General features: G+C 73.3%; 23 protein-coding genes. 10 read left to right on the forward strand and 13 right to left on the reverse strand.

The window, feature by feature from the left end; all coding sequences use genetic code 11:
• Positions 1-7 precede the first annotated feature (7 nt).
• Positions 8-1,252, reverse strand: coding sequence for an MFS transporter (locus FHD63_RS02815; protein ID WP_158296692.1), 1,245 nt, complete (start codon positions 1,250-1,252; stop codon positions 8-10).
• The gene (gene coaA / locus FHD63_RS02820; protein ID WP_139719971.1) at positions 1,249-2,205 is read right to left on the reverse strand and encodes a type I pantothenate kinase; all 957 of its coding nucleotides are present in this window, start codon (positions 2,203-2,205) and stop codon (positions 1,249-1,251) included. Before coaA ends, FHD63_RS02815 begins: the two co-directional genes overlap by 4 nt.
• An 86-nt stretch (positions 2,206-2,291) precedes the next feature.
• Between coaA and glmS the strand changes: the two genes are divergently transcribed.
• From glmS to FHD63_RS02835, 3 genes are read left to right on the forward strand one after another with little or no spacing between them, the layout of a single operon-like run.
• On the forward strand, positions 2,292-4,151 hold the full coding sequence (gene glmS / locus FHD63_RS02825) for a glutamine--fructose-6-phosphate transaminase (isomerizing) (protein WP_139719973.1): 1,860 nt from the start codon (positions 2,292-2,294) through the stop codon (positions 4,149-4,151).
• Between the two features lie 42 nt (positions 4,152-4,193).
• Positions 4,194-4,571, forward strand: coding sequence for a holo-ACP synthase (locus FHD63_RS02830; RefSeq protein WP_139719975.1), 378 nt, complete (start codon positions 4,194-4,196; stop codon positions 4,569-4,571).
• A 1-nt stretch (position 4,572) separates the two neighbouring features.
• Complete coding sequence (locus tag FHD63_RS02835; RefSeq protein ID WP_139719976.1) at positions 4,573-6,072, forward strand: bifunctional ADP-dependent NAD(P)H-hydrate dehydratase/NAD(P)H-hydrate epimerase; 1,500 nt, start codon at positions 4,573-4,575, stop codon at positions 6,070-6,072.
• Here FHD63_RS02835 and FHD63_RS02840 read toward each other — a convergent pair.
• Positions 6,069-6,536 (reverse strand): Fur family transcriptional regulator, encoded by a 468-nt coding sequence (locus tag FHD63_RS02840; RefSeq protein WP_139719978.1) that lies wholly within the window; start codon positions 6,534-6,536, stop codon positions 6,069-6,071. The genes FHD63_RS02835 and FHD63_RS02840 overlap by 4 nt on opposite strands.
• Before the next feature lie 60 nt (positions 6,537-6,596).
• Here FHD63_RS02840 and FHD63_RS02845 point away from each other — a divergent pair, with 60 nt between their 5' ends.
• Positions 6,597-7,055: a VOC family protein gene (locus FHD63_RS02845; RefSeq protein WP_139719980.1), complete on the forward strand. Its 459-nt coding sequence runs from the start codon at positions 6,597-6,599 to the stop codon at positions 7,053-7,055.
• A 141-nt stretch (positions 7,056-7,196) separates the two neighbouring features.
• Here FHD63_RS02845 and leuA read toward each other — a convergent pair whose 3' ends face one another.
• From leuA to leuC, 4 genes are all read right to left on the reverse strand, one after another.
• Complete coding sequence (leuA, locus tag FHD63_RS02850; RefSeq protein WP_139719982.1) at positions 7,197-8,945, reverse strand: 2-isopropylmalate synthase; 1,749 nt, start codon at positions 8,943-8,945, stop codon at positions 7,197-7,199.
• Between the two features lie 127 nt (positions 8,946-9,072).
• Complete coding sequence (locus tag FHD63_RS02855; protein WP_238705739.1) at positions 9,073-10,089, reverse strand: TerC/Alx family metal homeostasis membrane protein; 1,017 nt, start codon at positions 10,087-10,089, stop codon at positions 9,073-9,075.
• Positions 10,090-10,297: 208 nt separating this feature from the next.
• Positions 10,298-10,897, reverse strand: coding sequence for a 3-isopropylmalate dehydratase small subunit (gene leuD / locus FHD63_RS02860; RefSeq protein WP_139719984.1), 600 nt, complete (start codon positions 10,895-10,897; stop codon positions 10,298-10,300).
• Positions 10,897-12,333: a 3-isopropylmalate dehydratase large subunit gene (gene leuC / locus FHD63_RS02865; protein WP_139719986.1), complete on the reverse strand. Its 1,437-nt coding sequence runs from the start codon at positions 12,331-12,333 to the stop codon at positions 10,897-10,899. Before leuC ends, leuD begins: the two co-directional genes overlap by 1 nt.
• A 97-nt stretch (positions 12,334-12,430) precedes the next feature.
• Here leuC and FHD63_RS02870 point away from each other — a divergent pair, with 97 nt between their 5' ends.
• Genes FHD63_RS02870 through FHD63_RS02885 form a run of 4 tightly spaced genes read left to right on the forward strand, consistent with a single transcriptional unit; the run spans position 12,431 to position 15,772 of the window.
• Positions 12,431-13,543 (forward strand): 3-isopropylmalate dehydrogenase, encoded by a 1,113-nt coding sequence (locus FHD63_RS02870; RefSeq protein ID WP_139719987.1) that lies wholly within the window; start codon positions 12,431-12,433, stop codon positions 13,541-13,543.
• Complete coding sequence (gene alr, locus FHD63_RS02875; RefSeq protein WP_139719989.1) at positions 13,540-14,721, forward strand: alanine racemase; 1,182 nt, start codon at positions 13,540-13,542, stop codon at positions 14,719-14,721. The genes FHD63_RS02870 and alr overlap by 4 nt, the downstream gene beginning before the upstream one ends.
• Positions 14,718-15,200 carry a tRNA (adenosine(37)-N6)-threonylcarbamoyltransferase complex ATPase subunit type 1 TsaE gene (gene tsaE, locus FHD63_RS02880; RefSeq protein ID WP_139719991.1) on the forward strand — a complete coding sequence of 161 codons (483 nt, stop codon included), beginning with the start codon at positions 14,718-14,720 and terminating at the stop codon, positions 15,198-15,200. The genes alr and tsaE overlap by 4 nt, the downstream gene beginning before the upstream one ends.
• A complete protein-coding gene (locus tag FHD63_RS02885) occupies positions 15,197-15,772 on the forward strand; it encodes an arsenate reductase/protein-tyrosine-phosphatase family protein (RefSeq protein ID WP_139719993.1) in 576 nt (191 codons plus the stop codon). Before tsaE ends, FHD63_RS02885 begins: the two co-directional genes overlap by 4 nt.
• On the opposite strand, the gene FHD63_RS02890 is transcribed toward FHD63_RS02885, so the two are convergent.
• Positions 15,763-16,131, reverse strand: coding sequence for a S24 family peptidase (locus tag FHD63_RS02890; RefSeq protein WP_158296693.1), 369 nt, complete (start codon positions 16,129-16,131; stop codon positions 15,763-15,765). The genes FHD63_RS02885 and FHD63_RS02890 overlap by 10 nt on opposite strands.
• 211 nt (positions 16,132-16,342) lie before the next feature.
• On the opposite strand from FHD63_RS02890, the gene FHD63_RS02895 reads away from it, so the two are divergent.
• The gene (locus FHD63_RS02895) at positions 16,343-17,902 is read left to right on the forward strand and encodes a sugar transferase (RefSeq protein ID WP_202978406.1); all 1,560 of its coding nucleotides are present in this window, start codon (positions 16,343-16,345) and stop codon (positions 17,900-17,902) included.
• 26 nt (positions 17,903-17,928) lie between these two features.
• Complete coding sequence (gene pheA, locus FHD63_RS02900) at positions 17,929-18,837, forward strand: prephenate dehydratase (RefSeq protein ID WP_139719997.1); 909 nt, start codon at positions 17,929-17,931, stop codon at positions 18,835-18,837.
• A gap of 46 nt (positions 18,838-18,883) precedes the next feature.
• Here pheA and FHD63_RS02905 read toward each other — a convergent pair whose 3' ends face one another.
• The 5 genes from FHD63_RS02905 to FHD63_RS02925 all read right to left on the reverse strand — a co-directional run bounded on the left by FHD63_RS02905 (position 18,884) and on the right by FHD63_RS02925 (position 26,445).
• On the reverse strand, positions 18,884-19,555 hold the full coding sequence (locus FHD63_RS02905) for a GDSL-type esterase/lipase family protein (protein WP_139719999.1): 672 nt from the start codon (positions 19,553-19,555) through the stop codon (positions 18,884-18,886).
• A complete protein-coding gene (locus tag FHD63_RS02910) occupies positions 19,552-20,604 on the reverse strand; it encodes a GNAT family N-acetyltransferase (protein ID WP_139720001.1) in 1,053 nt (350 codons plus the stop codon). Before FHD63_RS02910 ends, FHD63_RS02905 begins: the two co-directional genes overlap by 4 nt.
• Entirely contained in the window at positions 20,601-24,545 is a 3,945-nt protein-coding gene (locus tag FHD63_RS02915) for a multifunctional oxoglutarate decarboxylase/oxoglutarate dehydrogenase thiamine pyrophosphate-binding subunit/dihydrolipoyllysine-residue succinyltransferase subunit (protein ID WP_139720002.1), read from the reverse strand. Before FHD63_RS02915 ends, FHD63_RS02910 begins: the two co-directional genes overlap by 4 nt.
• A gap of 107 nt (positions 24,546-24,652) precedes the next feature.
• Positions 24,653-25,492, reverse strand: a complete 840-nt coding sequence (locus tag FHD63_RS02920; protein WP_139720004.1) for an ABC transporter permease — start codon at positions 25,490-25,492, stop codon at positions 24,653-24,655.
• Positions 25,492-26,445, reverse strand: coding sequence for an ABC transporter ATP-binding protein (locus FHD63_RS02925; protein ID WP_139720006.1), 954 nt, complete (start codon positions 26,443-26,445; stop codon positions 25,492-25,494). Before FHD63_RS02925 ends, FHD63_RS02920 begins: the two co-directional genes overlap by 1 nt.
• Between the last annotated feature and the right edge of the window lie 44 nt (positions 26,446-26,489).

A 26,489-nucleotide genomic window follows, 5' to 3' on the forward strand; every position in this document is an offset into this window, starting at 1 on the left:
TGGACGGTCAGGAGCGCGCGTCGCCGACCCGGGCGCCCCGGACCGGGGAGAGGGCGGCGACCACGGTCGCGACGAGGAAGACCAGGGCGGCCAGGGCGAGCGCACCGCGGTGGCCGATCCCGGCGGCGAGCAGGCCGCCGAGCAGGGCCCCGACGACGGCGACCGAACGGTTCACGGTGCGCCGTGAGGCGTTCACCCGACCGAGCAGCTCGCGAGGGGTCCGGGCCTGCCAGTACCCCATCTCGTTGGGGTCCTCGAGCCCCATGGCGAACCCGTAGAGCGCCTGCGCGGCGCCCAGCACGACGAGGGCCGTGGCCGGACCGCGCTCGGCGGGGGTGAGCAGCGCGAGGACCCAGGCCAGGGTGCAGAGCAGCCGGCCCAGGATCATGGCGTCCCCCTCGCCGACCCGCCGGCCGACTACCGGCGCGACGAGGGCCCCGACGACGCCTCCGGCACCGGCCGCGGCCAGCACCAGGCCGTAGCCGGTGGCGCCGAGCCCCAGGGCCCGCAGCGCGAACAGGCCGAGCACGGTGATGGCGATGCTGTTGGCGAGGAACCACACGTGGGTCGACACCGCGAGCGGCGCCAGGGTGCGGTGGCCGTAGAGGAAGCGCAGCCCGGTGAGGATCTCGGTCCCCATCGCGCGGCGCGGTGCCGGCTCCGGCGGGGACTCCTGCACGGGGGTACGGCTCACCAGCAGGCCTGCCGCGACCCTGGCCACGCCGCCCAGGAGGAGGGCCGACCCCGCACCGGACGCGGCGACCAGCGCACCCGCGGCCGGCGGACCGACCGACTGGGCGACGGTCATGGACTGGCCGAGCCGGGCGTTGGCGAGGACCAGCACGTGGTGGGGCACGAGGTCGGGCAGGACGGACTGCTCGGCGGCGGCACCGAAGACGGCGAAGGACCCCGCCACCAGGACGAGGGCGACCACCAGCCCTACCGTGAGGACGTCCAGCCACCACAGGAGCGCCAGCAGCAGCAGGACCGTCCCCTGGGCGAGGTGCGCGACGACCAGGGTCGGCCGGCGCCGCCAGCGGTCCACCAGCGCGCCGGCGAGCAGCCCGACCAGCAGGTAGGGGGCGAACTGCGCCGCCCGGACGACACCCACCTCGACCGGGCCGGCCCCCAGGTCGCGGATGACCAGGACGTCGAGCCCCAGGCTGGTCGTCGACAGCGCGACGAAGCCGAGGGTGCTGGCGGTCCAGAACCGGGCGAAGCCGGTGGGCCGGGCCTCGGCCGCGGGCGTCACAGCCGGCGCAGCCGGACCCGGTCGACGCTGTGGTCGGCCCCCTTGAGCAGCACCAGCCGGGCCCTGCTGCGGGTCGGCAGGATGTTGTCGACGAGGTTGGGGGCGTTGATGGTGTCCCAGATGTTCTCGGCGATGTCCACGGCCGCGTCGTCGGTGAGCGTGGCGTAGCGGTGGAAGTGCGAGTCGGGGTCGGCGAAGGCGGTGCGCCGCAGCTCGAGGAAGCGCTCGACGTACCACCTCTTGATGTCGCCCGCGTGCGCGTCGACGTAGACCGAGAAGTCGAAGAAGTCGCTGACCGCCAGCCCGGCCCGGCCGTTGTCGTGCGCGCGCGGCGGCTGCAGCACGTTGAGGCCCTCCACGATGAGGACGTCGGGGCGGCGGACGACGGTGTGCTCGCCGGGCACGATGTCGTAGACCAGGTGGCTGTAGACCGGCGCGGTCACCTCCGCCTTGCCGGCCTTGACCTCGCTGACGAAGCGCAGCAGGGCGCGGCGGTCGTAGGACTCGGGGAACCCCTTGCGCGGCATGAGGTTGCGGCGGGCCAACACCTCGTTGGGGAAGAGGAAGCCGTCGGTGGTCACCAGGTCGACCTGGGGCCGGGACTCCCATCGGGAGATGAGCTCCTGGAGGATGCGCGCCGTCGTCGACTTGCCCACGGCCACCGACCCCGCCACCCCGATGACGAACGGGGTGCGCTCGTGGCCCTCGTCGAGGAAGTCGCTGGTGACCTGGTGCAGCCGCCCGGTGGCGCGCTCGTAGAAGGACAGCAGCCGGCTGATGGGCAGGTAGACCTGCTCGATCTCGGCCAGGTCCAGCCGCTCCCCGAGGCCACGGAGGCGCTCGACGTCGGCGGCGTCCAGCTGCATGGGATGCTCCTCGCGCAGCCGGGCCCAGTCGTCGCGGTCGAGCTCCACGTAGGGGGAGGGGATGGCGGTGCTGCCCGGCGAACCCATGGGGGCATTGTGCCAAGACGGACGGTATGACGTGCCGGAGCCCGAGGATGCCGTCGCCGGGGGCCACGGCACGTAGGCTTGAGCCCATGTGCGGAATCGTCGGATACGTCGGGCCACGGACGAGCGAGAAGGCTCTCGGCGTCGTCATGGAGGGCCTCGGCAGGCTGGAGTACCGCGGCTACGACTCGGCGGGGGTGGCGGTCGTCGAGGACGGCGGCGTCCAGACCCGCAAGCGGGCCGGCAAGCTGGCCAACCTGGAGCAGGCGCTGGCCGACGCCCCGCTGCCGCAGACCGCCACCGCGATCGGCCACACCCGGTGGGCCACCCACGGCGGTCCCACCGACGCCAACGCTCATCCGCACCGCGGGGGAGCCGACGGCAAGCTCGCCCTGGTCCACAACGGCATCATCGAGAACTTCCACGCCCTCAAGGGCGGCCTGCTCGAGGACGGGGTGGCCTTCACCTCCGAGACCGACACCGAGGTCGTGGCGCACCTCGTCGAGCGCGCCTTCGCCCGCGCCGGCGACCTCACCGACGCGATGCGCGAGGTCGTCGGCACCCTGGAGGGGGCCTTCACCCTGCTGGCGGTGCACGCCGACCAGCCCGAGGTCGTCGTCGGCGCCCGGCGCAACAGCCCGCTCGTCGTCGGCCTGGGGGAGGGGGAGAACTACCTCGGCTCCGACGTGGCGGCCTTCATCGGGCACACCCGGCAGGCGCTTGAGCTGGGGCAGGACCAGATCGTCACCATCTCCCCGGACACCTACTCGGTCATCAACTTCGACGGCTCCCCGAGCGACGGCAAGACCTACGAGGTCACCTGGGACGCCGCCGCCGCGGAGAAGGGCGGCTACGACACCTTCATGGAGAAGGAGATCCACGAGCAGCCGCACGCCGTCGCGGACACCCTCCTGGGCCGGACCGACGCCGACGGCAACCTCGTGCTGGACGAGCTGCACATCCCGGTCGAGGACCTGCGGGCCGTCACCAAGATCGTCATCGTCGCGTGCGGCACGGCGTCCTACGCCGGCATGGTCGCGAAGTACGCCATCGAGCGCTGGACCCGCATCCCCGTCGAGGTCGAGCTCGCCCACGAGTTCCGCTACCGCGACCCCGTGGTGGACGAGCGCACGCTGGTCGTGTCCATCTCGCAGTCCGGCGAGACGATGGACACGCTCATGGCCGTCCGGCACGCGAAGGAGCTGGGCGCCAGGACCGTCTCGATCTGCAACACCCACGGCTCGACGATCCCGCGCGAGTCCGACGCCGTGCTCTACACCCACGCCGGTCCCGAGATCGCGGTCGCCTCGACCAAGGCCTTCCTGGCCCAGATCACCGCCTCCTACATCCTCGGCCTCTACCTCAGCGCCCTGCGCGGGGAGTCCTACGGCCGCAGCGCCGCCGAGGTCATGGCCGAGCTGCAGGGCATCCCCGCCCACATCGAGACGCTGCTCGGCACGATGGACCGGGTCGAGGAGATCGCCCACTTCATGGCCGACTCCCGCTCGGTGCTGTTCCTGGGCCGCCACGTCGGCTACCCGGTCGCGATGGAGGGGGCGCTCAAGCTCAAGGAGCTGGCCTACATCCACGCCGAGGGCTTCGCCGCCGGCGAGCTCAAGCACGGTCCGATCGCGCTCATCGAGCCCGGCCAGCCGGTCTTCATCGTCGTGCCCTCCCCGGACAGCGAGCACGGCCTGCACGGCAAGGTGGTCTCCAACATCCAGGAGATCCGGGCCCGCGGCGCCCGCACCCTCGTCATCGCCGAGGAGGGGGACGAGGACGTCGTGCCCTTCGCCGACGAGGTCATCCGCGTCCCGCGCACCTCCCCGCTGCTGGCCCCGCTGCTCACGGTGGTCCCGCTGCAGGTCTTCGCGCTGCACCTGTCGACCGCCAAGGGCCTGGACGTCGACCAGCCGCGCAACCTCGCCAAGTCGGTCACGGTCGAGTAGGCCGGTGACGGGCGTGCCGCACGGCGCCGCGCGAGGTGCCCGGTGATCGTCGGGGTCGGGATCGACGTCGTCGACATCGCGCGCTTCGCCGCGCGCATCGAGGCCAACCCGCGGCTGGGCGAACGGCTCTTCACCGCCGACGAGCTCGGGCTGCGGGCCGAGTCCCTGGCGGCGCGCTTCGCCGCCAAGGAGGCGCTGGCCAAGGCGCTCGGGGCCCCCGTCGGGCTGCGGTGGACCGACGCCTGGGTGGAGCGGGACGACAGCGGTCGTCCGCACCTGCGCACCCAGGGCACGGTCCGGGACCGCGCCGACCGCCTCGGCATCACCCACCTGCACGTCTCGCTCTCGCACGACGCCGGGGTCGCCTCGGCGGTGGTCGTCGCCGAGGCCCACCCGTCCCCGATCCCGGGAGGAGACTGACATGCTCCGGGCGTATGCCGTCCCCGACGTCCGCGCGGCCGAGGAGGAGGTGCGTGCCGGGCTCCCGGACGGCGAGCTCATGCGGCGCGCCGCGCACGGCCTGGCGGAGGTCGTCGCCGCCCGCCGCGACGAGCGTGGCGGCGGGCCGGTCGTGGTCCTCGCCGGGCCGGGGGACAACGGCGGGGACGCCCTGCACGCCGCGGCGCTGCTGGCCGACGGCGACGACCGGGACGTGCACGTGGTCGGCATCGCCGGGCGGCTGCACGCCGGCGGTCTGGAGGCGGCGCGGCGTGCGGGCCTGCCCGTGCACGACGTCGCCCCCGACGCCGCGGAGCTCCCGGCGGCGGTGCAGGAGCTGCTCGCGGGGGCCGGTGTCGTCGTCGACGGCCTGCTCGGCATCGGTGGTCGCCCCGGTCTGCGCGGGGCCATGCGGGCCGCCGTGCAGGAGGTGCCGGGCACGGCCTACGTCGTCGCCGTCGACCTGCCCAGCGGTGCCGACCCGGACGGCGTCGCCGCGGCGGAGCACTGCGTGCGCGCCGACGAGACGGTGGCCCTGGGGATGCTCATGCCCGTGCACCTGCTGCCGCCGACCGCCGCGGCGGTGGGTGCGGTGACGCTGGTGGACATCGGCGTCGAGGTGGGGGCGACGCCGGTGGTGGAGCGGCTCGAGACCTCCGACGTGGCGGCCCGGTGGCCCGTGCCCGGCGCGGGCGACGACAAGTACCGCCGCGGGGTGCTGGGCGTCATCGCCGGCAGCGCGGAGTACCCCGGGGCCGCCGTGCTCTGCACCACCGCGGCCCTGGAGACCGGGGTGGGCATGGTGCGCTACCTGGGCCCGGGGCGCGCGGAGGACCTCGTCCTCGCCGCCTGCCCCGAGGTGGTGCCCGGGGAGGGCCGGATCCAGGCGATGGTCATGGGACCGGGGGTGCCGCTCTCCGACGGGGAGACCTCGGACCGGCGCCAGGTGCAGTGGTTCCGCCAGGCGCTGGCCAGCGACACGCCCCTCGTCGTCGACGCCGGCGCGCTGCAGCTGCTCGCGCACTGGCAGCGCACCGGGCACCTGCGCTGCGAGGCGCCGACCCTGCTCACCCCGCACGCCGGCGAGCTCGCCACGATGCTCACCGAGCTGGGCGGTCGCCCGGTCGACCGCGAGCAGGTCGAGGCCGAGCCCGTGCGGCACGCGCGGCGGGCCGCCCGGGCCACCGGTGCCGCAGTGCTCCTCAAGGGGGCCACCACGGTCGTGGCCGACCCCGACCCGGCGGTGCCGGTCCGGACCCAGGCCGACGCGCCCCCGTGGCTCGCGACCGCGGGCGCCGGTGACGTGCTGGCCGGGATCTGCGGGGCGCTGCTGGCCGCGGGGCTGCCGCCGCGGGAGGCGGGCTCCGTCGGGGCCCTCGTGCACGGGCTCGCGGCCCGCCACGCGAACCCCGGCGGACCGGTGCGGGCCACGTCGGTCGCGGGCGCGGTCGCCCCCGTCGTCGCGGCTCTGCTGCGGGACTAGCCCGGGACGCAGTCCGGGCAGGTGACCGACAGCGCGGTATGCCCGAGGTGCGGCAGGTAGCCCCGCTCCGCGAGGTGCCGGTGCGCCGGCTCGAGGACCTCGGCCGGCAGGTCGAGCACCGCCCCGCAGCCGCGGCAGGCGGCGTGGGCGTGCTCGCGCCCGGTGCCGGTGACCCGCGCGGAGAAGTGGTAGCGCGGCGGGGCGTGGTCGAGGTGCACGTGGGTGAGGATGCCCGCGGCGCACAGGTGCTCCAGCGCCCGGTACGTCGTCGCCAGGTGTGTCGCCCCCCGCTCCTGGACGGCCGCGTGGACCTCGGCGACGTCCGGGTGGCCCGGCAGGTCACCCATCGCCTCCAGGACGCGGCGGCGCGGACCCGTCAGCCGGTCCCCGCGCTCCCGGAGCAGGGCGACGGCGGCGCGCACGTCCCCGCGGGGCGCGGCCTGCGCGGGCTCGGGCGTCGGCATACCTCCAGTGTGCCTGATGCGGGCTGCCGCCCGGGTCGGCCACGTTGCTAGGTTGAGGGCATGGATCAGCGTGTGTCCCTCGTCACCCTGGGGGTGAGCGACCTCGAGCGCGCTCGCGCCTTCTACCAGGCCCTGGGCTGGGAGCCCGGTCCCTCGCCCGACCACATCACCTTCTTCCAGGCCGGCGGCATGGTGGTCGCGCTGTGGGAGCGGGCCGCGCTCGCCGTCGACTCCGGCATCGACGTCGACTCCGACACCGAGGACACGCCGGGCAGCGGCGACTCCTGGGGCGGCAAGGTCGTCGGGGTCAACCTGCCCAGCGCCGCGGACGTCGACGACCAGATGAAGGACGCCGAGGCCGCGGGAGCCACCGTGCTCCGCCCCGCGAGCACCCGCTTCTGGGGCGGCTACTCCGGCGTCTTCACCGACCCCGACGGCCACGTGTGGGAGATCGCCCACAACCCGTTCTGGACGGTGACCGACGAGGGCGCGACCCTCCTGGGCGACGGGCGCGGCTGAGGACACGACCGTGCGCGCCGGTGGCCCTGCAGGGGCCACGACCGCGCACGACCAAGGCGTCCGGGCCCTCAACCGTGCGCGCCGGTGGCCCTCCAGGGGCCACGACCGCGCACCGTCAGGCCGGTCGGGCGCCCCGGCCCCTCACGGCTGCGGCCGGTTGAGCGCGCTGCACACCGCGTGCAGCGAGGCGCGCACCGTCGAGGCGTCGATGCCGACCCCCCAGCGCACCCCGCCGTCCACGGCGCACTCGACGTAGGCCGCGGCGAGCGCGTCCTCGCCCGCCGACAGCGCGTGCTCGGCGTAGTCCAGCACGCGGATGTCGATGCCCAGGCCATTGAGTCCGGCGACGAAGGCCGAGATCGGGCCGTTGCCGTGGCCGCTGATGGTGTGGTCCTGGCCGGCGGCGGTGACCCGCGCGTCCAGCCGGACGTCGGCGTCCTCGCCCTCGACGTGGGTGCTGGTGAAGTCGTGCAGCACCACCGGGCCGCTCTGCTCGAGGTACTCGTGGGTGAAGGACTCCCAGATCTGGGTGGGGGTCATCTCCCCGCCGGCGGAGTCGGTGTGCCGTTGCACGGCCCGGCTGAACTCGATCTGCAGGCGCCGCGGCAGGTCGAGCTTGCGCTCGGTCTTCATGACGTAGGCCACGCCGCCCTTGCCCGACTGGCTGTTGACCCGGATGACGGCCTCGTAGGTGCGGCCGATGTCCTTGGGGTCGACCGGCAGGTACGGGACCTCCCAGCGGAAGTCGTCGACCGCCGTGCCGGCCGCGTCCGCGTCGCGCTCCATGGCCTCCAGGCCCTTCTTGATGGCGTCCTGGTGGCTGCCGGAGAAGGCGGTGAAGACGAGGTCGCCGCCGTAGGGGTGGCGCTCGGGGACGGGCAGCTGGTTGCAGTGCTCCACCGTCCGCCGGATCTCGTCGATGTCCGAGAAGTCGATCATCGGGTCGACGCCCTGGCTGACGAGGTTCATGCCCAGGGTCACCAGGCAGACGTTGCCGGTGCGCTCGCCGTTGCCGAACAGGCAGCCCTCGATGCGGTCCGCCCCCGCGAGGTAGCCCAGCTCGGCCGCCGCCACCCCGGTGCCCCGGTCGTTGTGCGGGTGCAGCGAGAGCACGACGTGCTCGCGGTGGTCCAGGTGACGGTCCATCCACTCGATGGAGTCGGCATACACGTTGGGCGTCGCCATCTCCACGGTCGCGGGCAGGTTGATGATGACCGGGGACCCCTCGCTCGGGACGAAGACCTCCATGACCGCGTTGCAGATGCGCGCCGCGAACTCCAGCTCGGTGCCGGTGTAGGACTCGGGGGAGTACTCGTAGAACACCTCGGTGCCCGGGGGCAGCTGCTCCTCGTACTTCTTGCAGGCCCGGGCCCCGCGCACGGCGATGTCGACGATCTCGTCCTCGGAGGCGTCGAAGACGACGCGGCGCTGCAGGGTGGACGTGGAGTTGTAGAGGTGCACGATGGCCTGCCGGGCGCCGGCGATGGCCTCGTAGGTGCGCTCGATGAGGTGCTCCCGCGCCTGGGTCAGCACCTGGATGACGACGTCGTCGGGGATGAGGTCCTCGTCGATGAGCATGCGGACGAAGTCGAAGTCGGTCTGGCTGGCCGCCGGGAAGCCGACCTCGATCTCCTTGTAGCCCATGCGGACCAGCAGCTCGAACATCCGCCGCTTGCGCTCCGGGGTCATCGGGTCGATGAGGGCCTGGTTGCCGTCCCGCAGGTCCACCGCGCACCAGCGCGGGGCCTCGGTGATGGTCCGTCCCGGCCAGGTGCGGTCCGGCAGGTCGACGGCGGGGTATGCCGTGTAGCGGCTCACCGGCATGCCGCTGGGCTGCTGGGCGTTGGGGTAGCGCGTCGCGCTGGGTGAGGGGGCGGTGCTGATGCTCATGGATGGCTCTTCTCGCTGGGGCGCTGGGTGTCCGGGACAGCGGCGACTCCGCAGCGAGGGCCGGACCTAGGAGGTCTCGCTGCGGCAGCCGAGGAGGAGCAGGTGAGTCATCGCCCCGAACTCTAACTCATGACGATGACGCCGCGTCAACCCGGGACCGGGCGTCGCGTCGCTCGGCGACCACGCTGGTGAGCACGGTCACCGCGAGGATGCCCACGATCACCAGCAGCGAGGCCAGCGTGGGGACGGTGGGGACGCCCTCCCAGACGCCGTGCGCCCAGTGCAGCACCAGCTTGACCCCGATGAAGGCGAGGATGAGCGACAGCCCGTAGCCGAGGTGGCGCAGCTGGCCCAGGGCACCCTCGAGGACGAAGTAGAGGGCGCGCAGCCCCAGCAGAGCGAAGGCGTTGGTGACGAAGACGAGGTAGGGGTCGCCGGTGATGCCGTAGACCGCGGGGACGGAGTCGACGGCGAAGACGACGTCGGTGCCGAGGATCGCCAGGGCCACGAGGGCGAAGGGGGTGAGCGCCCGGCGGCCCCCCTCCCGGACCGTGAAGCGGGTGCCGCGGTAGTCGTCGGTGACGGCGAAGAAGCGCCGGGTGAGGCGCACCGCGGGCAGCTTGGCCACCTCCACGTGGCTGTCCTCGCGGGCGTCCTTGAGGACCTTCCACGCGGTGGCCAGGAGGATGAGCCCGAAGACGAGGAAGGTGATCGCGAAGTTGGCGATGAGGGCTGCGCCCAGGGCGATGAAGACGCCGCGGAGCACCAGCGCGCCGATGATGCCGATGAGCAGCACCCGCTGCTGCAGCTCGCGGGGCACGGCGAAGGCGCTGAGGATGAGGATGAAGACGAAGAGGTTGTCGACCGACAACGACTTCTCGACGAGGTAGCCGGTGTAGTACTCCAGCCCGGTCTGGCTCCCGAACTGCTGCCAGATCCACAGCCCGAAGAGCAGCGGCAGCGCCAGGTAGAAGGCCGACCACGCCAGGGCCTCCTTCATCGACACCGCGTGCGGCCGACGGGTGAGGACCATGTCGAAGGCCAGCAGCAGCACGACGCCGCCGAGCGTGAGCGCCCACAGCATCGGGTCGGCGATGCTCGTGGACGAGGCGGTGTCGGCGGGGGCCAGGGGGAAGGGCGTCATCAGGGGTCCTCTCGATCACGACGCGCGGATCGAGGTCTCTTTCACCCTGGGGGCAGGGCGCGCGCCGAGCGGGGCACGGGCCCCGCGTAGTGACCGACGCGGCGTTCGGGAAATACTCCCCTCGAGGTGGCTCAGCCTAGGAAGGCCGGGGCAGGGGTGTCAACGCGACCGGCGCGTCGCCGGCGACCCGCCGCACCCGGCGGCCGACTCAGCCGACGGCGGGGGTGACGGTCGGCTTCCAGGACGGCCGTCCGCGCTCGAAGGCCGAGATGTCGTCCTCGTGACCCAGGGTCAGCGAGATGTCGTCCAGCCCGTTCTCCAGGCGCCAGGCGACGTAGTCGTCCACGCCGAAGGTCGCCACCAGGTCGCCGCAGGTGACCGAGCGCGCCGGCAGGTCGACGGTGATCTCGGTGCCGGGCTCGGCCTCGAGCATCTTCCAGATGAGCTCGATGTCGCCCTGGTCGAGCTGGGCGGCGAGCAGCCCCTGCTTGCCCGAGTTGCCGCGGAAGATGTCCCCGAACCGGCTGGACAGCACGGCCCGGAAGCCGTACTGCTGCAACGCCCACACCGCGTGCTCGCGGCTGGACCCGGTGCCGAAGTCCGGGCCGGCGACGAGGACCGAGCCGCGCGCGTAGGGCTCGGTGTTGAGGACGAAGGAGGGGTCCTCGCGCCAGCGCGAGAACAGGCCCTGGTCGAAGCCGGTGCGGGAGACCTGCTTGAGCCACTGGGCGGGGATGATCTGGTCGGTGTCGACGTCGGAGCGGCGCAGCGGGACGCCGATCCCGGTATGCGTGGTGAAGGGCTCCATCAGACCGTCACCTCCTGAGGCTCGCGGGCGGGGTCGAGGTCGGCGGGGGAGGACAGGGTGCCGCGGACCGCGGTGGCCGCGGCCACCGCGGGCGAGACCAGGTGGGTCCGGCCCCGGGCGCCCTGGCGGCCCTCGAAGTTGCGGTTGGAGGTCGAGGCGCAGCGCTCCTCGGGGGCGAGCTGGTCGGGGTTCATGCCGAGGCACATCGAGCACCCGGCCAACCGCCACTCGGCCCCGGCGCCGGTGAAGACCGTGTCCAGGCCCTCCTCCTCCGCCTGCTGGCGCACGGCGTGCGACCCGGGCACGACGAGCATCCGGACCCCGTCAGCGACCCGGCGCCCGCGCAGCACGTCGGCCGCCAGGCGCAGGTCCTCGATGCGCCCGTTGGTGCAGGAGCCGAGGAAGACGGCGTCCACGGCGATCTCCCGCATCGGTGTCCCGGCGCTCAGACCCATGTAGTCCAGGGCGCGGCGGGCGGTGTCCTGGGCGTCGTCGTCGCCGGCCAGCGCCGGGTCGGGGACGGCCTCGCCCAGCTGCACCGACTGGCCGGGGTTGGTGCCCCAGGTGACGTAGGGGGTGAGCGAGGCGGCGTCGATGACGACCTCGGCGTCGAACACCGCGTCCTCGTCGGTGCGCAGCTCCCGCCACGCGGCCACGGCGGCGTCCCAGTCGGCGCCCGTCGGCGCGTGCGGCCGCCCTCGCAGGTAGGCGAAGGTCGTCTCGTCCGGGGCCACCATGCCGGCCCGGGCCCCCGCCTCGATCGACATGTTGCAGATGGTCATGCGGCCCTCCATGGAGAGCGACTCGATGGCCGACCCGCGGTACTCCAGCACGTAGCCCTGACCGCCTCCGGTGCCGATCCGGTGGATGACCGCCAGGATGACGTCCTTGGCCCCCACGCCCTCGGGCAGCTGGCCGTCGACGGTGATCGCCATGGTGCGGAAGGGGCGCAGCGGCAGGGTCTGGGTGGCCAGCACGTGCTCGACCTCGGAGGTGCCGATCCCGAAGGCCAGGGCACCGAAGGCGCCGTGGGTCGAGGTGTGGCTGTCGCCGCAGACGATCGTCATCCCGGGCTGGGTGAGACCGAGCTCGGGGCCGATGACGTGGACGATGCCCTGCCCCCGGTGCCCCCGCTCGTGGTGGACGATCCCGAACTCCGCGCAGTTGGTCCGCAGCGCCTCCAGCTGCGTGCGGGAGGTGAGGTCGGTGACCGGGCCCAGCGTGGTCGGCACGTTGTGGTCCTCGGTGGCCAGGGTGAGGTCGGGGCGGCGCACCGGCCGGCCCTTCTCCCGGAGGCCGTCGAAGGCCTGCGGGCTGGTGACCTCGTGGACCAGGTGCAGGTCGATGTAGAGCAGGTCGGGCTCTCCGTCGGCGGAGCGCACGACGTGCTGGGCCCAGAGCTTCTCGGCCATCGTCAGCCCGGATGACGCGGACATGGGTCGACCCTTCCGTTTCGCTGGTGGGGGCGGTGCGAGACAATGACGCCACTGTAAGCCCATCCCTTGACGTGACGTCACGGAGGTCCGACGACTCATGCGTTCCCACTCCATCGCAGTGCTGCCCGGTGACGGTGTCGGCCCGGAGGTGACCTCGGCGGCCCTCGAGGTCCTCGACGCGGCCCAGGACGTCTTCGGTTTCACCACCGAGCGCACCGACGTCCCGCTCGGCGCCGAGCACTACCTGCGGACGGGTGAGCTCCTCACCGAGGAGATGGTCGAGCGGCTGCGCGCGCACGACGCCATCCTCTTCGGCGCGATCGGCAGCCCCCTGGCGCCCCCGGGGGTCCTGGAGCGCGGGATCATCCTCGCCCTGCGCGGCGCCATGCAGCAGGCGGTCAACCTGCGCCCGGTCCGGCTCTACCCCGGGGTGCCGACCCCGGTCGACGGGCTCACGCCGCAGCGGTGCGACCTCGTCGTCGTCCGGGAGAACACCGAGGGCTCCTACGTCGCCCAGGGCAGCGCGGTGCACCGCGGGACCCCGGCGTGGACGGCCGTGCAGGAGTCGGTCAACACCTGGTACGCCGTGGAGCGGGCGGTCGACTTCGCCTTCCGCCTGGCCTCGGTCCGTCGGCGCCGGCTGACGCTGTGCCACAAGACCAACGTCCTGGTGGAGGCGGGGGCCCTGTGGTCGGCGGTCGTCGAGGAGGTCGGGCGCCGCTACCCGGACGTCGAGACCGACTACGTGCACGTGGACGCCATGTGCATGCACCTGCCGGTCAGCCCGGAGCGCTTCGACGTGGTCGTCACCGACAACCTCTTCGGGGACATCGTCACCGACCTCGGGGCGGTCCTGCAGGGAGGGCTGGGGGTGGCCGCCAGCGGCAACCTCAACCTGGGGGGCCAGGCGCCGAGCATGTTCGAGCCCGTCCACGGCTCGGCCCCCGACATCGCCGGACGCGGGTGGGCCAACCCTGCCGGCGCCTGCCTCTCGCTCGCCATGATGCTGGGCCACCTGGGCGAGGGGGAGGCCGCGGCCGCCGTCGAGGGGGCGACCGCCCAGGTCCTCGCCGACCTGCCGGCCCTGGCCGGGGAGGCGATGGGGGCCAGCACCGGTGAGCTCGGCCGGAGGATCGCCGACGCCGTGGGACGGCGCCCCGCCGTCGAGGGCAGCCTCATGAGCCAGCTCGCCCAGGTGATGTCGGCGTGAGCGAGCCGGACGCCTCCCCCTGGCCGGCCGAGGTCACGGTCGACCTGGACGCCATCGCGCACAACGTGGGCGTCCTGCGCGGGCACGCCGGGTCCGCGGGGGTCATGGCGGTGGTCAAGGCCGACGCCTACGGCCACGGCCTGGTGCCCAGCGCACGGGCGGCGCTCGCCGGAGGAGCCTCCGCGCTGGGGGTCGCCCAGCCCGCCGAGGCGCTGGCCCTGCGGGCGGCGGGGGTGGGAGCGCCGCTGCTGTGCTGGCTGCTCACGCCCTCGGTGGACGCCGACGCGCTGCTGGCGGCCGACGTCCAGGTGGCGGCCTCGGCGCCCTGGGCCCTGGACCTGGTCGCGACGGCGGCCCGGCGGACGGGCCGGACCGCCGAGGTGCAGCTCAAGGCCGACACCGGTCTCGCCCGCGGCGGGGCCTTCGCCCTCCCTGACGGGGCCGGTGACGCCCGCACCGACTTCGAGGTGCTCGTCCGGCACGCGGCCTCGCTGAGCGCCGAGGGCGCGATCCGGGTGGTGGGGGTCTTCTCCCACTTCGCCTACGCCGACGCCCCGGAGCACCCCACCGTGCGAGCCCAGCAGGAGGCCTTCGCCGACGCCGTGCGCCTGGCCGAGCGGGCCGGGCTCGACCTCGAGGTCCGGCACCTGAGCAACTCGGCCGCGACCCTCACCACGCCGGCCGCGGCCTGGGACATGGTCCGTCCCGGGCTGGCGGTCTACGGCCTGTCCCCGGTCCCCGAGCTGGCCTCCGCGGCCGACCTGGGTCTGCGGCCCGCCATGAGCGTGAGCGCCCGCGTGGCCGTGGTCAAGCGGATCCCCGCCGGTCAGGGGGTGTCCTACGGCCACACCTACGCCCCGGAGCGGGCCACCACGGTGGTCGACGTGCCGATCGGGTATGCCGACGGGGTGCCCCGGCACGCCTCCGGCGCCGGGCCGGTGCAGGTGGCCGGGCGGCGCTTCCGGGTCTCCGGACGCGTCTGCATGGACCAGTTCGTCGTCGACGTCGGTGACACCCCGGTGGCGGCGGGCGACGAGGTGGTCCTCCTCGGCGGAGGCGTCGACGGGGCGCCGACGGCTCAGGAGTGGGCGGAAGCGGCGGGGACCATCAGCTACGAGATCGTCAGCAGGTTCGGGCCCCGGCTGCCGCGCCGCCACGTCGGGGAGGCCGGGCGGTGAGCGAGCAGGTCGAGCTGCCCGCCGCCGAGGACACCCGGGCACTGGGACGTCGTCTGGGCGCTCGGCTCCGGGCCGGCGACCTCGTGGTCCTCACGGGCGACCTCGGAGCCGGGAAGACCACCCTCACCCAGGGCCTGGGCGAGGGTCTGGGGGTGCGGGGCCCGGTGACCTCGCCGACCTTCGTCATCGCCCGGGTGCACCCCTCCACGACCGGCGGGCCGGACCTGGTCCACGTCGACGCCTACCGTCTCGCCGACGGCGCCGAGCTCGACGACCTCGACCTCGACGCCTCCCTCGAGGAGTCGGTCACCGTGGTCGAGTGGGGGGAGGGTCTGGCCGAGGTGCTGACCCAGGACCGGTTGGAGGTGCTCCTGCAGCGCTCCGGCAGCGAGGCCGCCGAGGACCAGGCCCGCCGCGCCGTGCTGCGGGGCCGTGGCCCCCGGTGGGCCGGGGGCGTGCTGGAGGGGGAGGCCCCGTGAGCGTGGCCCCGACCGTCCTCGTCGTGTGCACCGGCAACGTCTGCCGCTCGCCGATGCTCGAGCGGCTCCTCCAGCGGGAGGTCGACGCGGCCCACGGGCCGGGCGTGGTGGCGGTCCGATCGGCCGGCACCCGGGCGCTGGTGGGGTCCGCCATGGACGAGCGCTCCGCCCGGCTGCTCCGGCGGCTGGGGGGCGACCCCGAGGGCTTCGCGGCGCGGTTGCTGACCGAGCAGGTCGTGGCGGCCTCGGACCTCGTCCTCACGGCGACGCCGGAGCACCGCTCGGACGTGGTGCGGCTCGACCCGCGGGCGCTGCGCCGGACGTTCACCGTCCACGAGTTCGCCGCCCTCGCCGACGCCGTCCCGGCGCACGAGCGGCCGCGGTGGGAGGACCCCGCCGAGGCGCTGGCCGGGCTGGCCCGCTCCGCGCGGGCGCAGCGGGGGGCGGTGGGACGACCGTCGTCCACCGGCCTCGTCGACCCCTACCGTCGCCCGGACGAGGTGTACGCCGCCCTCAAGCAGCAGGTCCGTGAGGTCCTGCCCGCGCTGGCCCGGGCGCTCGGTCAGGGCTGAGCGGCCCGCCGGAGCAGGCGCGGCGGGCGCGCCGGCCGCCACCGGGGCAGCCGCAGCAGGGCCACGGCGATCAGGGCGCCGGGGGTGAGGTGCCCCAGCTGGCGGGAGTCCGTGCCGGTGCCGTCGGAGCTGACCCAGAGCGCGCCGTCCGGGCGCACCGAGGTGAGGCGCTTGACCGCGACCGGGCGGGGCAGGCCCTGCGCGTCGGGCGGGAGCGAGACGACGACGACCGCGCCGACGCGGGGCCGCCCCCCGTGCAGGACCACGAGGGTGTCCCCGGCCTCGAGGGTGGGCGACATCGAGCTGCCCGAGACGCGCGCGAGGCCGAGGCGGCGCGCGTGCTGACGAGAGGTGGGCACGAGGGCTAACCTAGGTGACCGAGGGGGAGTCGAGGACGACGCCCAGGCATACCCAGGGGAACCAGAGGTTGTCGGGCAGTCGAACATCGGGGGAGTTTCGGGGTAGACGTGCCGCCGGTTCGGTGCTTAACTGAGAAGTAGGTAAAGATTTGGCAAGGGGATTTGCTCTGGGGAGAGCATTCTTCGCGCAGGGACAGGATGGAAATCTCCCGTGACCGTGATCACAGGCACAGCACCAGGGACCGCCCTCAGGGACTCGCAGGACACCGCGGTGTCCCGTGTCCTCGACGCGCGACCGTTCGTCATCCCGGATGCCCTGAGGCAGTCCGAGCGGCTCCCGAACGGCGGCCGCAAGGCGCCGCACCGGGCCCGCCGCTACCTCACCGGCTACCTCACCACCCTCAAGGTCCTCGACCTGCTCCTGGTGACGTCCGCCGTGCTGGTGGCCCACGTCACCCGGTTCGGGATCGACGAGCAGACGGTGGGCGGGCTCGGCATCGGCTACGGCTACGTCGCCCTCGGCCTGGTCGTCGCCTGGGTCCTGTCGTTGAACATTCAACGCGCCTACGACGGTCGCACCGTGGGGCACGGCGTGCAGGAGTACCGCCAGGTGTTCCAGGGCTCGACGTGGGTGTTCGCGGTGCTGGCGATCACCGGGTTCGCCTTCCAGATCGAGTTCGCCCGTGGCTTCGTGCTGCTCGCCTACCCGCTCGGCACGCTGCTCCTGCTGACCGGTCGCTGGGGTGCGCGGCGCTGGCTCGTCGCGCGGCGCAGGACCGGTGAGCTCTCCGACCGGGTCATCCTCGTGGGGGACACCGACCACGTGGCCGGGCTCGTCGGTGCGCTGCGGCGGACTCCCGACGCCGGCTACCAGGTGCTCGGTGCCTGCGTCGACGACGCCAGCGGTGAGGTGGCCGGGGTGCCGGTGCTGGGACCGGAGTCCGACGTGCTCCTCAAGGCGTTCGAGCACCACGTCGACGTCGTCGCCGTCTCCTCCTCGGCGGGTCTGGGCACCACCGGTCTCCGGCAGCTCGGCTGGGCGCTGGAGGCCACCGACATCGACCTCGTGGTCGCGCCCGGCATCATGGACGTCGCCGGACCCCGCGTCCTCACCCGGCCGGTGCAGGGTCTGCCGCTGATCCACGTCGAGGCGCCCCGCTTCGTCGGCCCCGAGCGGGTGCTCAAGAACGTCATGGACCGGCTGGCCGCCCTGCTCGTCACCCTCATCCTCGGTCCGGTCATGCTCGCCGTGGCGCTCGCCGTCAAGCTCGAGGACCGCGGCCCGGTGCTGTTCCGGCAGGAGCGCGTGGGCCAGGACGGCCGCAGCTTCTCGATGTTCAAGTTCCGCAGCATGGTGCTGGACGCCGAGGACCGGCTGGCCGACCTCACCGCCGCCAACGAGGGAGCCGGCCCGCTGTTCAAGATGCAGCACGACCCGCGGGTGACGAGGGTGGGTGCCTTCATCCGCCGCTACTCCCTCGACGAGCTGCCGCAGCTGCTCAACGTGCTGCGCGGCGAGATGAGCCTGGTCGGGCCGCGGCCGCCGCTGCCCCGCGAGGTGGCGGAGTACGCCGAGGACACCCACCGCCGGCTCCTGGTGCGGCCGGGTATGACCGGTCTGTGGCAGATCAGCGGTCGCAGCGACCTCTCCTGGGACGAGGCCGTGCGTCTGGACCTCTACTACGTCGAGAACTGGAACCCCATCCTCGACCTCATGATCATGTGGCGCACGGCGCGCGTGGTGGTGAGCAGGGACAGCGGGGCCTACTGACCGGTGGCTCGGCTAGGGTTCCGGGGGTGACCTCGCGCATCGCCTACCTCGGCCCGGCCGGCACCTTCACCGAGCAGGCGGTGCGGCAGTGGGACTCCCGAGGACTCCACGAGGCGACCCCCGTGCCGACCGCGGCCGAGGCCGTGCAGCGGCTGGTGGCGGGGGAGGCGCACGCCGCCGTCGTCCCGTTCGAGAACTCGGTCGAGGGGTCGGTCCCCGCCACCCTCCAGGCCCTGCTCGACCAGGACGGGGTGCGCATCGTCGAGGAGGTCCTGGTCGAGGTCCAGTTCGACCTGCTCGTCCGCCCCGGGACGAGCCAGGACCAGGTCCGGGTCGTGGCCACCCACCCGCACGCGGCCGCCCAGACCCGGGAGTGGACGGCACGACACCTGCCGCAGGCGCAGCTCGTCCCGGAGTCCTCCACGGCCCGGGCCGCGCAGGCGGTGGCCGAGGGGACCTACGACGCGGCCATCGCCTCGACCGAGGCCGCCCGGTCCTACGGCCTGGAGCGGGCGGCGGAGCGCATCGCGGACCGCGCCGGGGCGCTCACCCGCTTCGTCGTGCTGCGGCACGGTGCACCCGCGGCCGCGCCCACGGGCGCCGACCGGACGACCCTCGTGGCCCTCATCTGGCAGAACCGTCCGGGTGCCCTGCTGGAGCTGCTCGAGCAGTTCGCGGTGCGCGGCATCGACCTCACCCGGCTGGAGTCGCGCCCGACCGGCGAGGGGCTGGGGGAGTACTGCTTCTGGATCGACGCCGACGGCCACGTCGGCGAGCCGCGGATGGGTGAGGCGCTGCTCGGCCTGCGCCGGACGTGCAGGGACGTGCGCTTCCTCGGGTCCTACCCCCGGGCCGACGGGCACGCCCGTCCGGTCCCCGTCCACGCCGACGAGCAGGCCTACGCCGAGGCGCGGTCCTGGCTTGAGGCCCTCTGACCCCGGCCCTCACCCACCCGTCGGACGCGCTCGGCGCGGTGCAGGATCAGCCGTCGAGCTGCAGCCAGGTGGCCCACCCACCGTTGAGGACCAGCCAGGCCATGAGCCCGTAGCCGGCCTGACCGGGGTGGACGGTGTCGCCGGCGGCGAGGTCGGACTGCCACTGGTCGTGACCCAGCAGCGGGGTGAAGCAGTCGACGAACGGCACACCTCGCCGCGAGCAGACGTCGGCGAGCGCGTCGGCGAGCGTCTGCAACCGGGCGTTGACCTCGGCGTCGAGGGTGGGGGTGGGACCGACGACGAAGGTCGCGATGCCCGTCGAGCTCGCCTCGTCGAGCACGTTGGCCAGGTTGAGCCGGGAGCGGGCGGTGGTGATCCCCTGCTCGACGTCCTCGGCGCCGACGCCGACGACCAGGCGGCGCTCGCCGCGGCCCTGCCACCGGGCAGGGCACTCGGCCCGCCACCGGTTCATCACGTCGGCCGAGCTGGCGCCGCGGACCCCGAGGTTGTAGCTGGTGATGTCGGTGTCGGTCCCGCCGCGGTCGGTGCGGCCCACGACGCGGTTGACCCAGCCGAGGGCCTTGGGGTCGCCGTACCCGGCGACGAACCCGTCGCCGACGAAGCACAGCCCGATGTCCCGCGGGCCGTCGGTCACCTGGAAGTCGGCGCTGGGGGCGTACTCCAGCTCCACCCGTCCGCCCTGGTCCGTGGTGCTCACCGTCCGTCCTCCGGGTCGAGGCTCACCATGCGGTGCCACGACTGCGTGACGTAGCGGGTCTCCCACCCCAGCGAGCGGTAGAGCCCGTCGGCGCCGGTGGGGGAGTCCGCGTCCACCTCCAGACCGACCGAGGAGCGGCCCCGTGCCGCCGCGTCCGCGACGACGGTCCGCAGGAGGCCCTTGGCGACCCCGCGACCGCGCGCCCGTCGGTGCACCCCGATGTAGTCGATGTAGGAGCCGTCCGGCTGCGCCGTCCCGTCCGCGTCGACGCCGCCCCGGCTGATGGAGGCCACGACCGCCCCCGCGGGCTCGCCGTCCACCGTCGCCAGCCACCAGTGGTCCCAGCGGTGACCCGGGTCCTCGCGCAGACGCGACACGAACTCCTCGAAGGTCTCGCGGTAGGAGTTGAAGTGGTCGGCGAACGACTCCTCCAGGACGAGGTGCACGGCCCGCAGGTCCTCCTCGTGGGGCATCCCGACGCCCTCGTCCTGGCGCACCCGGAAGATCTCGACGCCCTCGCGCAGCTCGGGGGCCCCGGCGTCCGCCGCCGCGTCGACCGGCCGGGTCATCTGCCACCAGTCACGGACGTGCTCGTAGCCGGCCGCCCGCAGCCACCGCTGCTGGCGCTCGTCGTCCTCGAAGGCGCCGGAGTCCAGCTGGGTGCGCTCCATCCCCCGCTCGTCCAGCAGCTCACGGCCGAGCTCCTGCACGCGGTCGAACGCCCAGGCCGCCAGCGGGTCCGCCTGCTCGTCCGGCAGGTCGGGGTCGATCGTGACCCCCACCAGCACCCGGCCGGCGGCCCGGTCGTGCAGGCTCAACCAGGCGCGGGTGGTGCCGTCGGCGTCCCGCACCATCTCGTGACGGTGGGTGCTGGCACCGCGACCGCTCACCTCGGCGCGGACCGAGTCGCTCTGCGCCCCGGGCCACCCGCGGGCCTCCCGCTCGTGCCGGCGCAGCAGCCGGACGAGGTCGTCCAGGTCCGCCTCGGTCGGGCTCGAGGCCGACATGCCCTCGGGGAGGGGTGCTGGCGCGTGCGTCGCCGTGCTCATGCGCGCCGGGAGAAGGCCTCGTCGTGCAGGGCGGCCTGCTCGACGGCGTGGACCTTGGCCGACCCGGTCGCGGGTGAGGCGGAGGCGGGGCGGCTGACCACGCGCAGCGGCCGCTCCTCGCCGTGCTGCCGCAACGCGTCCGGCAGGTTGAGGGCCATGAACGGCCACGCTCCCTGGTTCTTCGGCTCGTTCTGGACCCAGACCAGCTCCGCGTCGGGGTACTGCGCGGTGAGTGCCGCCAGCTGCTTGCCGGGGACGGGGTAGAGCTGCTCGACGCGCAGGATGGCGGTGCGCTCGTCCTCGCGCTTGCTGCGCTCGTCCTCGAGGTCGTAGACCAGCTTGCTCGAGGCGATGAGCACCCGGTCGACGGCGGCCGGGTCGAGGTCGACCCGGTCCGGCAGCACCGGCTCGAAGGTGCCGCCGGTGAAGTCCTCGACCGCGCTCGCCGCGGCCTTGAGGCGAAGCATGGCCTTCGGGGTGAAGACCACGAGCGGACGACGGGGGCGCGCCGCGGCGTGCGCGCGCAGCAGGTGGAAGTAGGACGCGGGGGTCGAGGGGTAGGCGACCCTCATGTTGTCCTCCGCGCACTGCTGCAGGAAGCGTTCGATGCGGGCGGAGGAGTGGTCCGGTCCCTGGCCCTCGTAGCCGTGCGGCAGCAGGAGCACCACCGAGCTGCGCTGGTCCCACTTCTGCTCCGAGGAGCTGATGAACTCGTCGACGACCGTCTGCGCGCCGTTGACGAAGTCGCCGAACTGCGCCTCCCAGAGCACGAGGGCGTCGGTCTTCTCGACCGAGTAGCCGTACTCGAAGCCCATGGCCGCGAACTCCGACAGCAGGGAGTCGTAGACCTCGAAGGGGGCCTGGTCCTCGGTGAGGTGGTCCAGCGGGGTCCAGGTGGCGGCGGTGCCGTTGTCGGTGAGCACGGCGTGCCGCTGCACGAAGGTGCCGCGCCGGCTGTCCTGACCGACGAGGCGGACCGGGGTCCCCTCCGTCACCAGCGAGCCGAACGCGATGAGCTCGGCCATGGCCCAGTCGATGCCGCCCTCGCGGGTCATCTGCTGACGGGAGGTCAGCAGCTTGCCGAGCTTGGCGTGGACGGTGAAGTCCTCCGGCGGGGAGGCGAAGGCGTCCCCGACGGCCCGGACGGCCTCCTCCGAGATCGCGGTGGGACGTGGCCGCGTCGACGCGTCGCCGTCGTCCTGGGCGTGCGGGCGCTCCAGGCCGCCGCCGCCGTCGTCGGTCTCGCCCTTGAGGGCCTTCTTGGTCTCGGTGAAGACGTTCTCCAGCTGGCGCTGGTAGTCGCGCAGCGCCGCCTCGGCCTCGTCCACCGAGATGTCCCCGCGGCCGATGAGCGACTCGGTGTAGAGCTTGCGGACCGAGCGCTTGGCCTCGATGAGGTCGTACATCAGCGGCTGCGTCATCGAGGGGTCGTCCCCCTCGTTGTGGCCGCGGCGCCGGTAGCAGACCAGGTCGATGACGACGTCCTTGCCGAACGTCTGGCGGAACTCGTAGGCGAGCTCGGCGACCCGGACCACGGCCTCGGGGTCGTCCCCGTTGACGTGGAAGATCGGCGCCTGCACCGTGCGCGCCAGGTCGGTGCAGTAGACCGAGGAGCGCGAGTGCTGCGGGGCGGTGGTGAAGCCGACCTGGTTGTTGATGACGACGTGCAGCGTCCCGCCCGTGCGGTAGGCCGGCAGCTCGGACATCTGCATCGTCTCGAGCACGACCCCCTGCCCGGCGAAGGCCGCGTCGCCGTGCATGAGCACCGGCATGACCGTGCTGAGGTCGGCGTCGGTCTCGCGGACCAGGCGGTCCTGCTTGGCCCGGGTGATGCCCTCGAGCACCGGGTTCACCGCCTCGAGGTGCGAGGGGTTGGCCGCGAGGTAGACGCGGGTGGTCTTGCCGTCCTCCGTGGTGAACTCGCCCTCGGTGCCGAGGTGGTACTTCACGTCGCCGGACCCCTGGACCGAGCCGGGGGCCTGCTTGCCCTCGAACTCGCGGAAGATCTGGCCGTAGGACTTGCCTGCGAGGTTGGCGAGGACGTTGAGCCGGCCGCGGTGCGGCATACCGATCGTCACCTCGGTGAGGCCGTCGTCCGCCGCGCGGTTGAGCACCTTGTCCAGCAGCGCGATGACCGACTCGCCGCCCTCGAGGCTGAACCGCTTCTGCCCGACGAACTTCGTCTGCAGGAAGGTCTCGAAGGCCTCCGCCGCGTTGAGTCGCCGCAGGATGCGCAGCTGCTCGGCCGGGGCCGGCTTCTCGAAGGGGACCTCGAGCTTCTCCTGGAACCACTCGCGCTGCTCGGGGTCCTGGATGTGCATGTACTCGATGCCGACGGTGCGGCAGTAGGTGTCGCGCAGGATCCCGAGGATGCGGCGCAGGCTCAGCCGTGGCTTGCCGCCGAAGCCTCCGGTGGGGACCTCGCGGTCGAGGTCCCACAGGGTCAGGCCGTGGTTCTCGATGGCCAGGTCGGGGTGCCGACGCTGGCGGTACTCCAGCGGGTCGGTGTCGGCCATGAGGTGGCCCCGCACCCGGTAGGCGTGGATGAGCTCCTGGATCCGGCTCGGCTTGGAGATGTCGTCGTCGTGCGTGGCCGCGATGTCCGGGTTCCAGCGGATCGGCTCGTAGGGGATCCGCAGCGAGGTGAAGATCTCGTCGTAGAAGCCCTCCTGCCCCAGCAGCAGCTGGTGCATGATCTTGAGGAACTCCCCCGACTGGGCACCCTGGATGATGCGGTGGTCGTAGGTGGAGGTCAGCGTGAGGATCTTGCTGACCCCGTTGGCCAGGATGCGCTCGGTCGCGGCGCCCTGCCACTCGGCCGGGTAGTCCAGCGAGCCGACGCCGATGATGGCGCCCTGCCCCTGCATGAGCCGCGGCACCGAGTGCAGGGTGCCGATCCCGCCGGGGTTGGTGAGGCTGATCGTCGTGCCCTGGAAGTCCTCGAGGGTGAGCTTGCCGTCGCGGGCCTTGCGCACCACCTTCTCGTAGGCGCTCCAGAACTCGTAGAAGCTCATCTCCTCGGCGCTCTTGATGCTGGGCACGAGGAGCTGCCGGGTGCCGTCCGGCTTCGGCACGTCGATGGCCAGTCCGAGGTTGATGTGGGCGGGCTCGACGAGCTGGGGCTTGCCGTTCTCCTCGGCGAAGCCGTTGTTCATGGCCGGCATCGCGCGCAGCGCCCGGACCATGGCGTAGCCGATGATGTGGGTGAAGCTCACCTTGCCGCCGCGGCTGCGGGCGAGGTGGTTGTTGATGACCGTCCGGTTGTCGATGAGCAGCTTCGCCGGCAGGTTGCGGGCGCTCGTGGCGGTCGGCACCTCCAGCGAGCTGTTCATGTTGGAGACCACCCGGGCCGCGGCTCCCCGCAACGGCGTGAGGGTGACCTCCTCCTGGGGGCCGGCCTTCTTCGGGGCGGGTGCCTCGCGGGACATCGGTGCCTTCTGATTGGTGCTGGTGCTCTCGTCCGGGGCGCCGGAGTCGCCCGACCCCTCCGTCGACGGGGCCCTCTTCTGCTGCGTGCCCCCGGTCTTGTCCGTGGTGCTGGACGCGTCCTTCGTCGTGCTGCCGGACGTGTCCTTCCTCCCCGACCCGTCTGTGCCGCCCCCCGACGTCGTGCCGGTCCCGCGGGCCTGCGAGGACCTGCGCGGTGGCGCCGGCGCCACCTTCGGTCCGGAGGAGGGGGCCGGGCGGGTCTCGGTGGAGCCGCGTGCGGGGTCCGAGCCGTTGCTGCCCGCCCGGTCCTGCGCGCCGGACGTGCCGTCCTGCGCGCGGTCGGACGGCCCCGAGCCGTTGTTGCCGGGGCCCGTCCGACCCTTCTCGAAGTAGCGTCTCCAGGACGGGTCGACCGACCCCGGATCCTGGTCGAACTGCTCCCGCATCTCCTCCACGAGCCACTCGTTGGCTCCGAAGTCGGTGGTGGTGTCGCTGCTCGGCGGGTTGGCCACGGGGTTAGCGCCTCATCTCACGTCCGGGGATCACCAGCATGCGTCCGCTGCATGTGCGCCGCCCAGCCTATCGCCCTGCCTCTCCGGCCGCAGGGGCAGGGGCGAGGTCAGGCGACGTCGCGCCGGGCGGTGAGCAACCAGCCCAGGGCGGCCATGAACGCGGCGTATCCCAGCAGCACCAGCGTGCCCCAGCCCCACGACAGGGCGTCCTGCGCACCGCCCAGCGACTGGGCCATGCCCGGGTCGACCCCCGCGAAGAGGTCGAGGGCGCTCATGCTCGCCTGGCTGGGGAAGAACTTCGAGGCGTCCGCCAGCTGCTCCACGAAGGTGAGGCCCAGGCCCAGCAGGGGCTCGACGAGGAGGGTGACGCCGACGCCGACGAAGAGGGCCACCACCTGGTTGGTGATGAGCACGCCCAGGCCGAAGCCCATGAGCCCCCAGAGGACGAGCACGAGGATCATCCGGGCGAAGGTGGCGAGCAGCCCGGCCGGGTCCGGGAAGAGGCTCACGTCGCCGAGGGCCAGGGTGAGACCGCCGCCCACGACGCTGCCGAGGGTGAAGGCCACGGCGTTGACGGCGACGACGACCGCGACCGAGGCGAGCTTGGCGGCGATGAGCCGGCCGCGGCGGGGAGCCGCGAGCAGGGTGGCGGTGATCGTCTTGTGCCGGAACTCCCCGCTCATCGACAGGATGCCCAGGACCAGGGCCAGGAGGTAGCCGATCTGCACGCCCCCCGTGTAGACCAGACGGGCCACGACGTCCTCGCCGAACATCTCGGCCGGCACGATCATCGAGCCGTCCGGGCCGGGGAACTCGCCGATGATCGCGAGGAACAGCCCCTGCAGGGCGGCGAAGAGGCCACCCAGGATGACCATGGCCAGCGGCATCGACCAGGACAGACGGGTGGTGGTGTACTTGCGCAGCTCGGCGCGCACGAGCGAGATCATCAGGCGGCCTCCGTCCCGGTGGCGAGGTTGCGGTTGCGGTGCTCGGGCGACTCGGTGAGCTCGAGGAACAGGCGCTCCAGGTCGGTGCGGAGCGGGCGCAGCTCGTGCACCGGGTGACCGGCCGCGTGCGCCGTCTCCCCGATGCGGGCGCCGTCGGCCCCGGTGACCCGCAGGCCACCGTCCTCGGGCTGCACCTCGAGGCCGGCGTCCTGGAGCACCCGGGCCAGCCCGGCCGGGTCGGCGACCCGGACCAGCACGGCCGGGTCGCCGCGCAGCTCGTCGATGGTGCCCTGGCGGGCCATCCGCCCGTTGGCGATGATGACGACGTCCTCGACGGTCTGCTCCACCTCGCCGAGGAGGTGCGAGCTGACCAGGACCGTCTTGCCCTGCTCCTGCGCCAGGTGACGCAGGAAGCCGCGCATCCAGCGGATCCCCTCGGGGTCCAGGCCGTTGGCGGGCTCGTCGAGCAGCAGCACGTCCGGGTCGCCGAGCAGCGCGGCCGCGAGACCGAGGCGCTGGCGCATGCCCATCGAGTAGCCCCCGGCCTTCTTGCGGGCGGCGGCGGGGATCCCCACGAGCTCCAGCAGCTCGTCGACGCGGCGGTCCGGGATGCCGTGGCTGGCCGCGAGCACGCGCAGGTGGTTGCGACCGCTGCGGCCGGGGTGGAAGCCGGTGGCCTCGAGGGCCGCCCCGACGGTGCTCATGGGGGCGGCCAGGTCGGCATACCGCTGGCCGCCGATGAGGGCCTGACCGGAGGTGGGGCGCACCAGGCCGAGCAGCATGCGGAGGGTGGTCGTCTTGCCGGCGCCGTTCGGGCCGAGGAAGCCGGTGACCCGGGCGGGCGCGACCTCGAAGCTGAGGTCGTCGACGGCGGTGAAGGAGCCGAAGGTCTTGGTGAGGCCGCGGACGCTGATGCCGGTCCCCGTCGGCGACGGCGCAGGTGGTGTCGTCATGGTCGTCAGTCAACCAGCCGGCGCCGGCCCGGACATCCACCGGG

It is taken from the genome of Serinicoccus chungangensis, assembly GCF_006337125.1.
GTDB classification, from domain to species: domain Bacteria; phylum Actinomycetota; class Actinomycetes; order Actinomycetales; family Dermatophilaceae; genus Ornithinicoccus; species Ornithinicoccus chungangensis.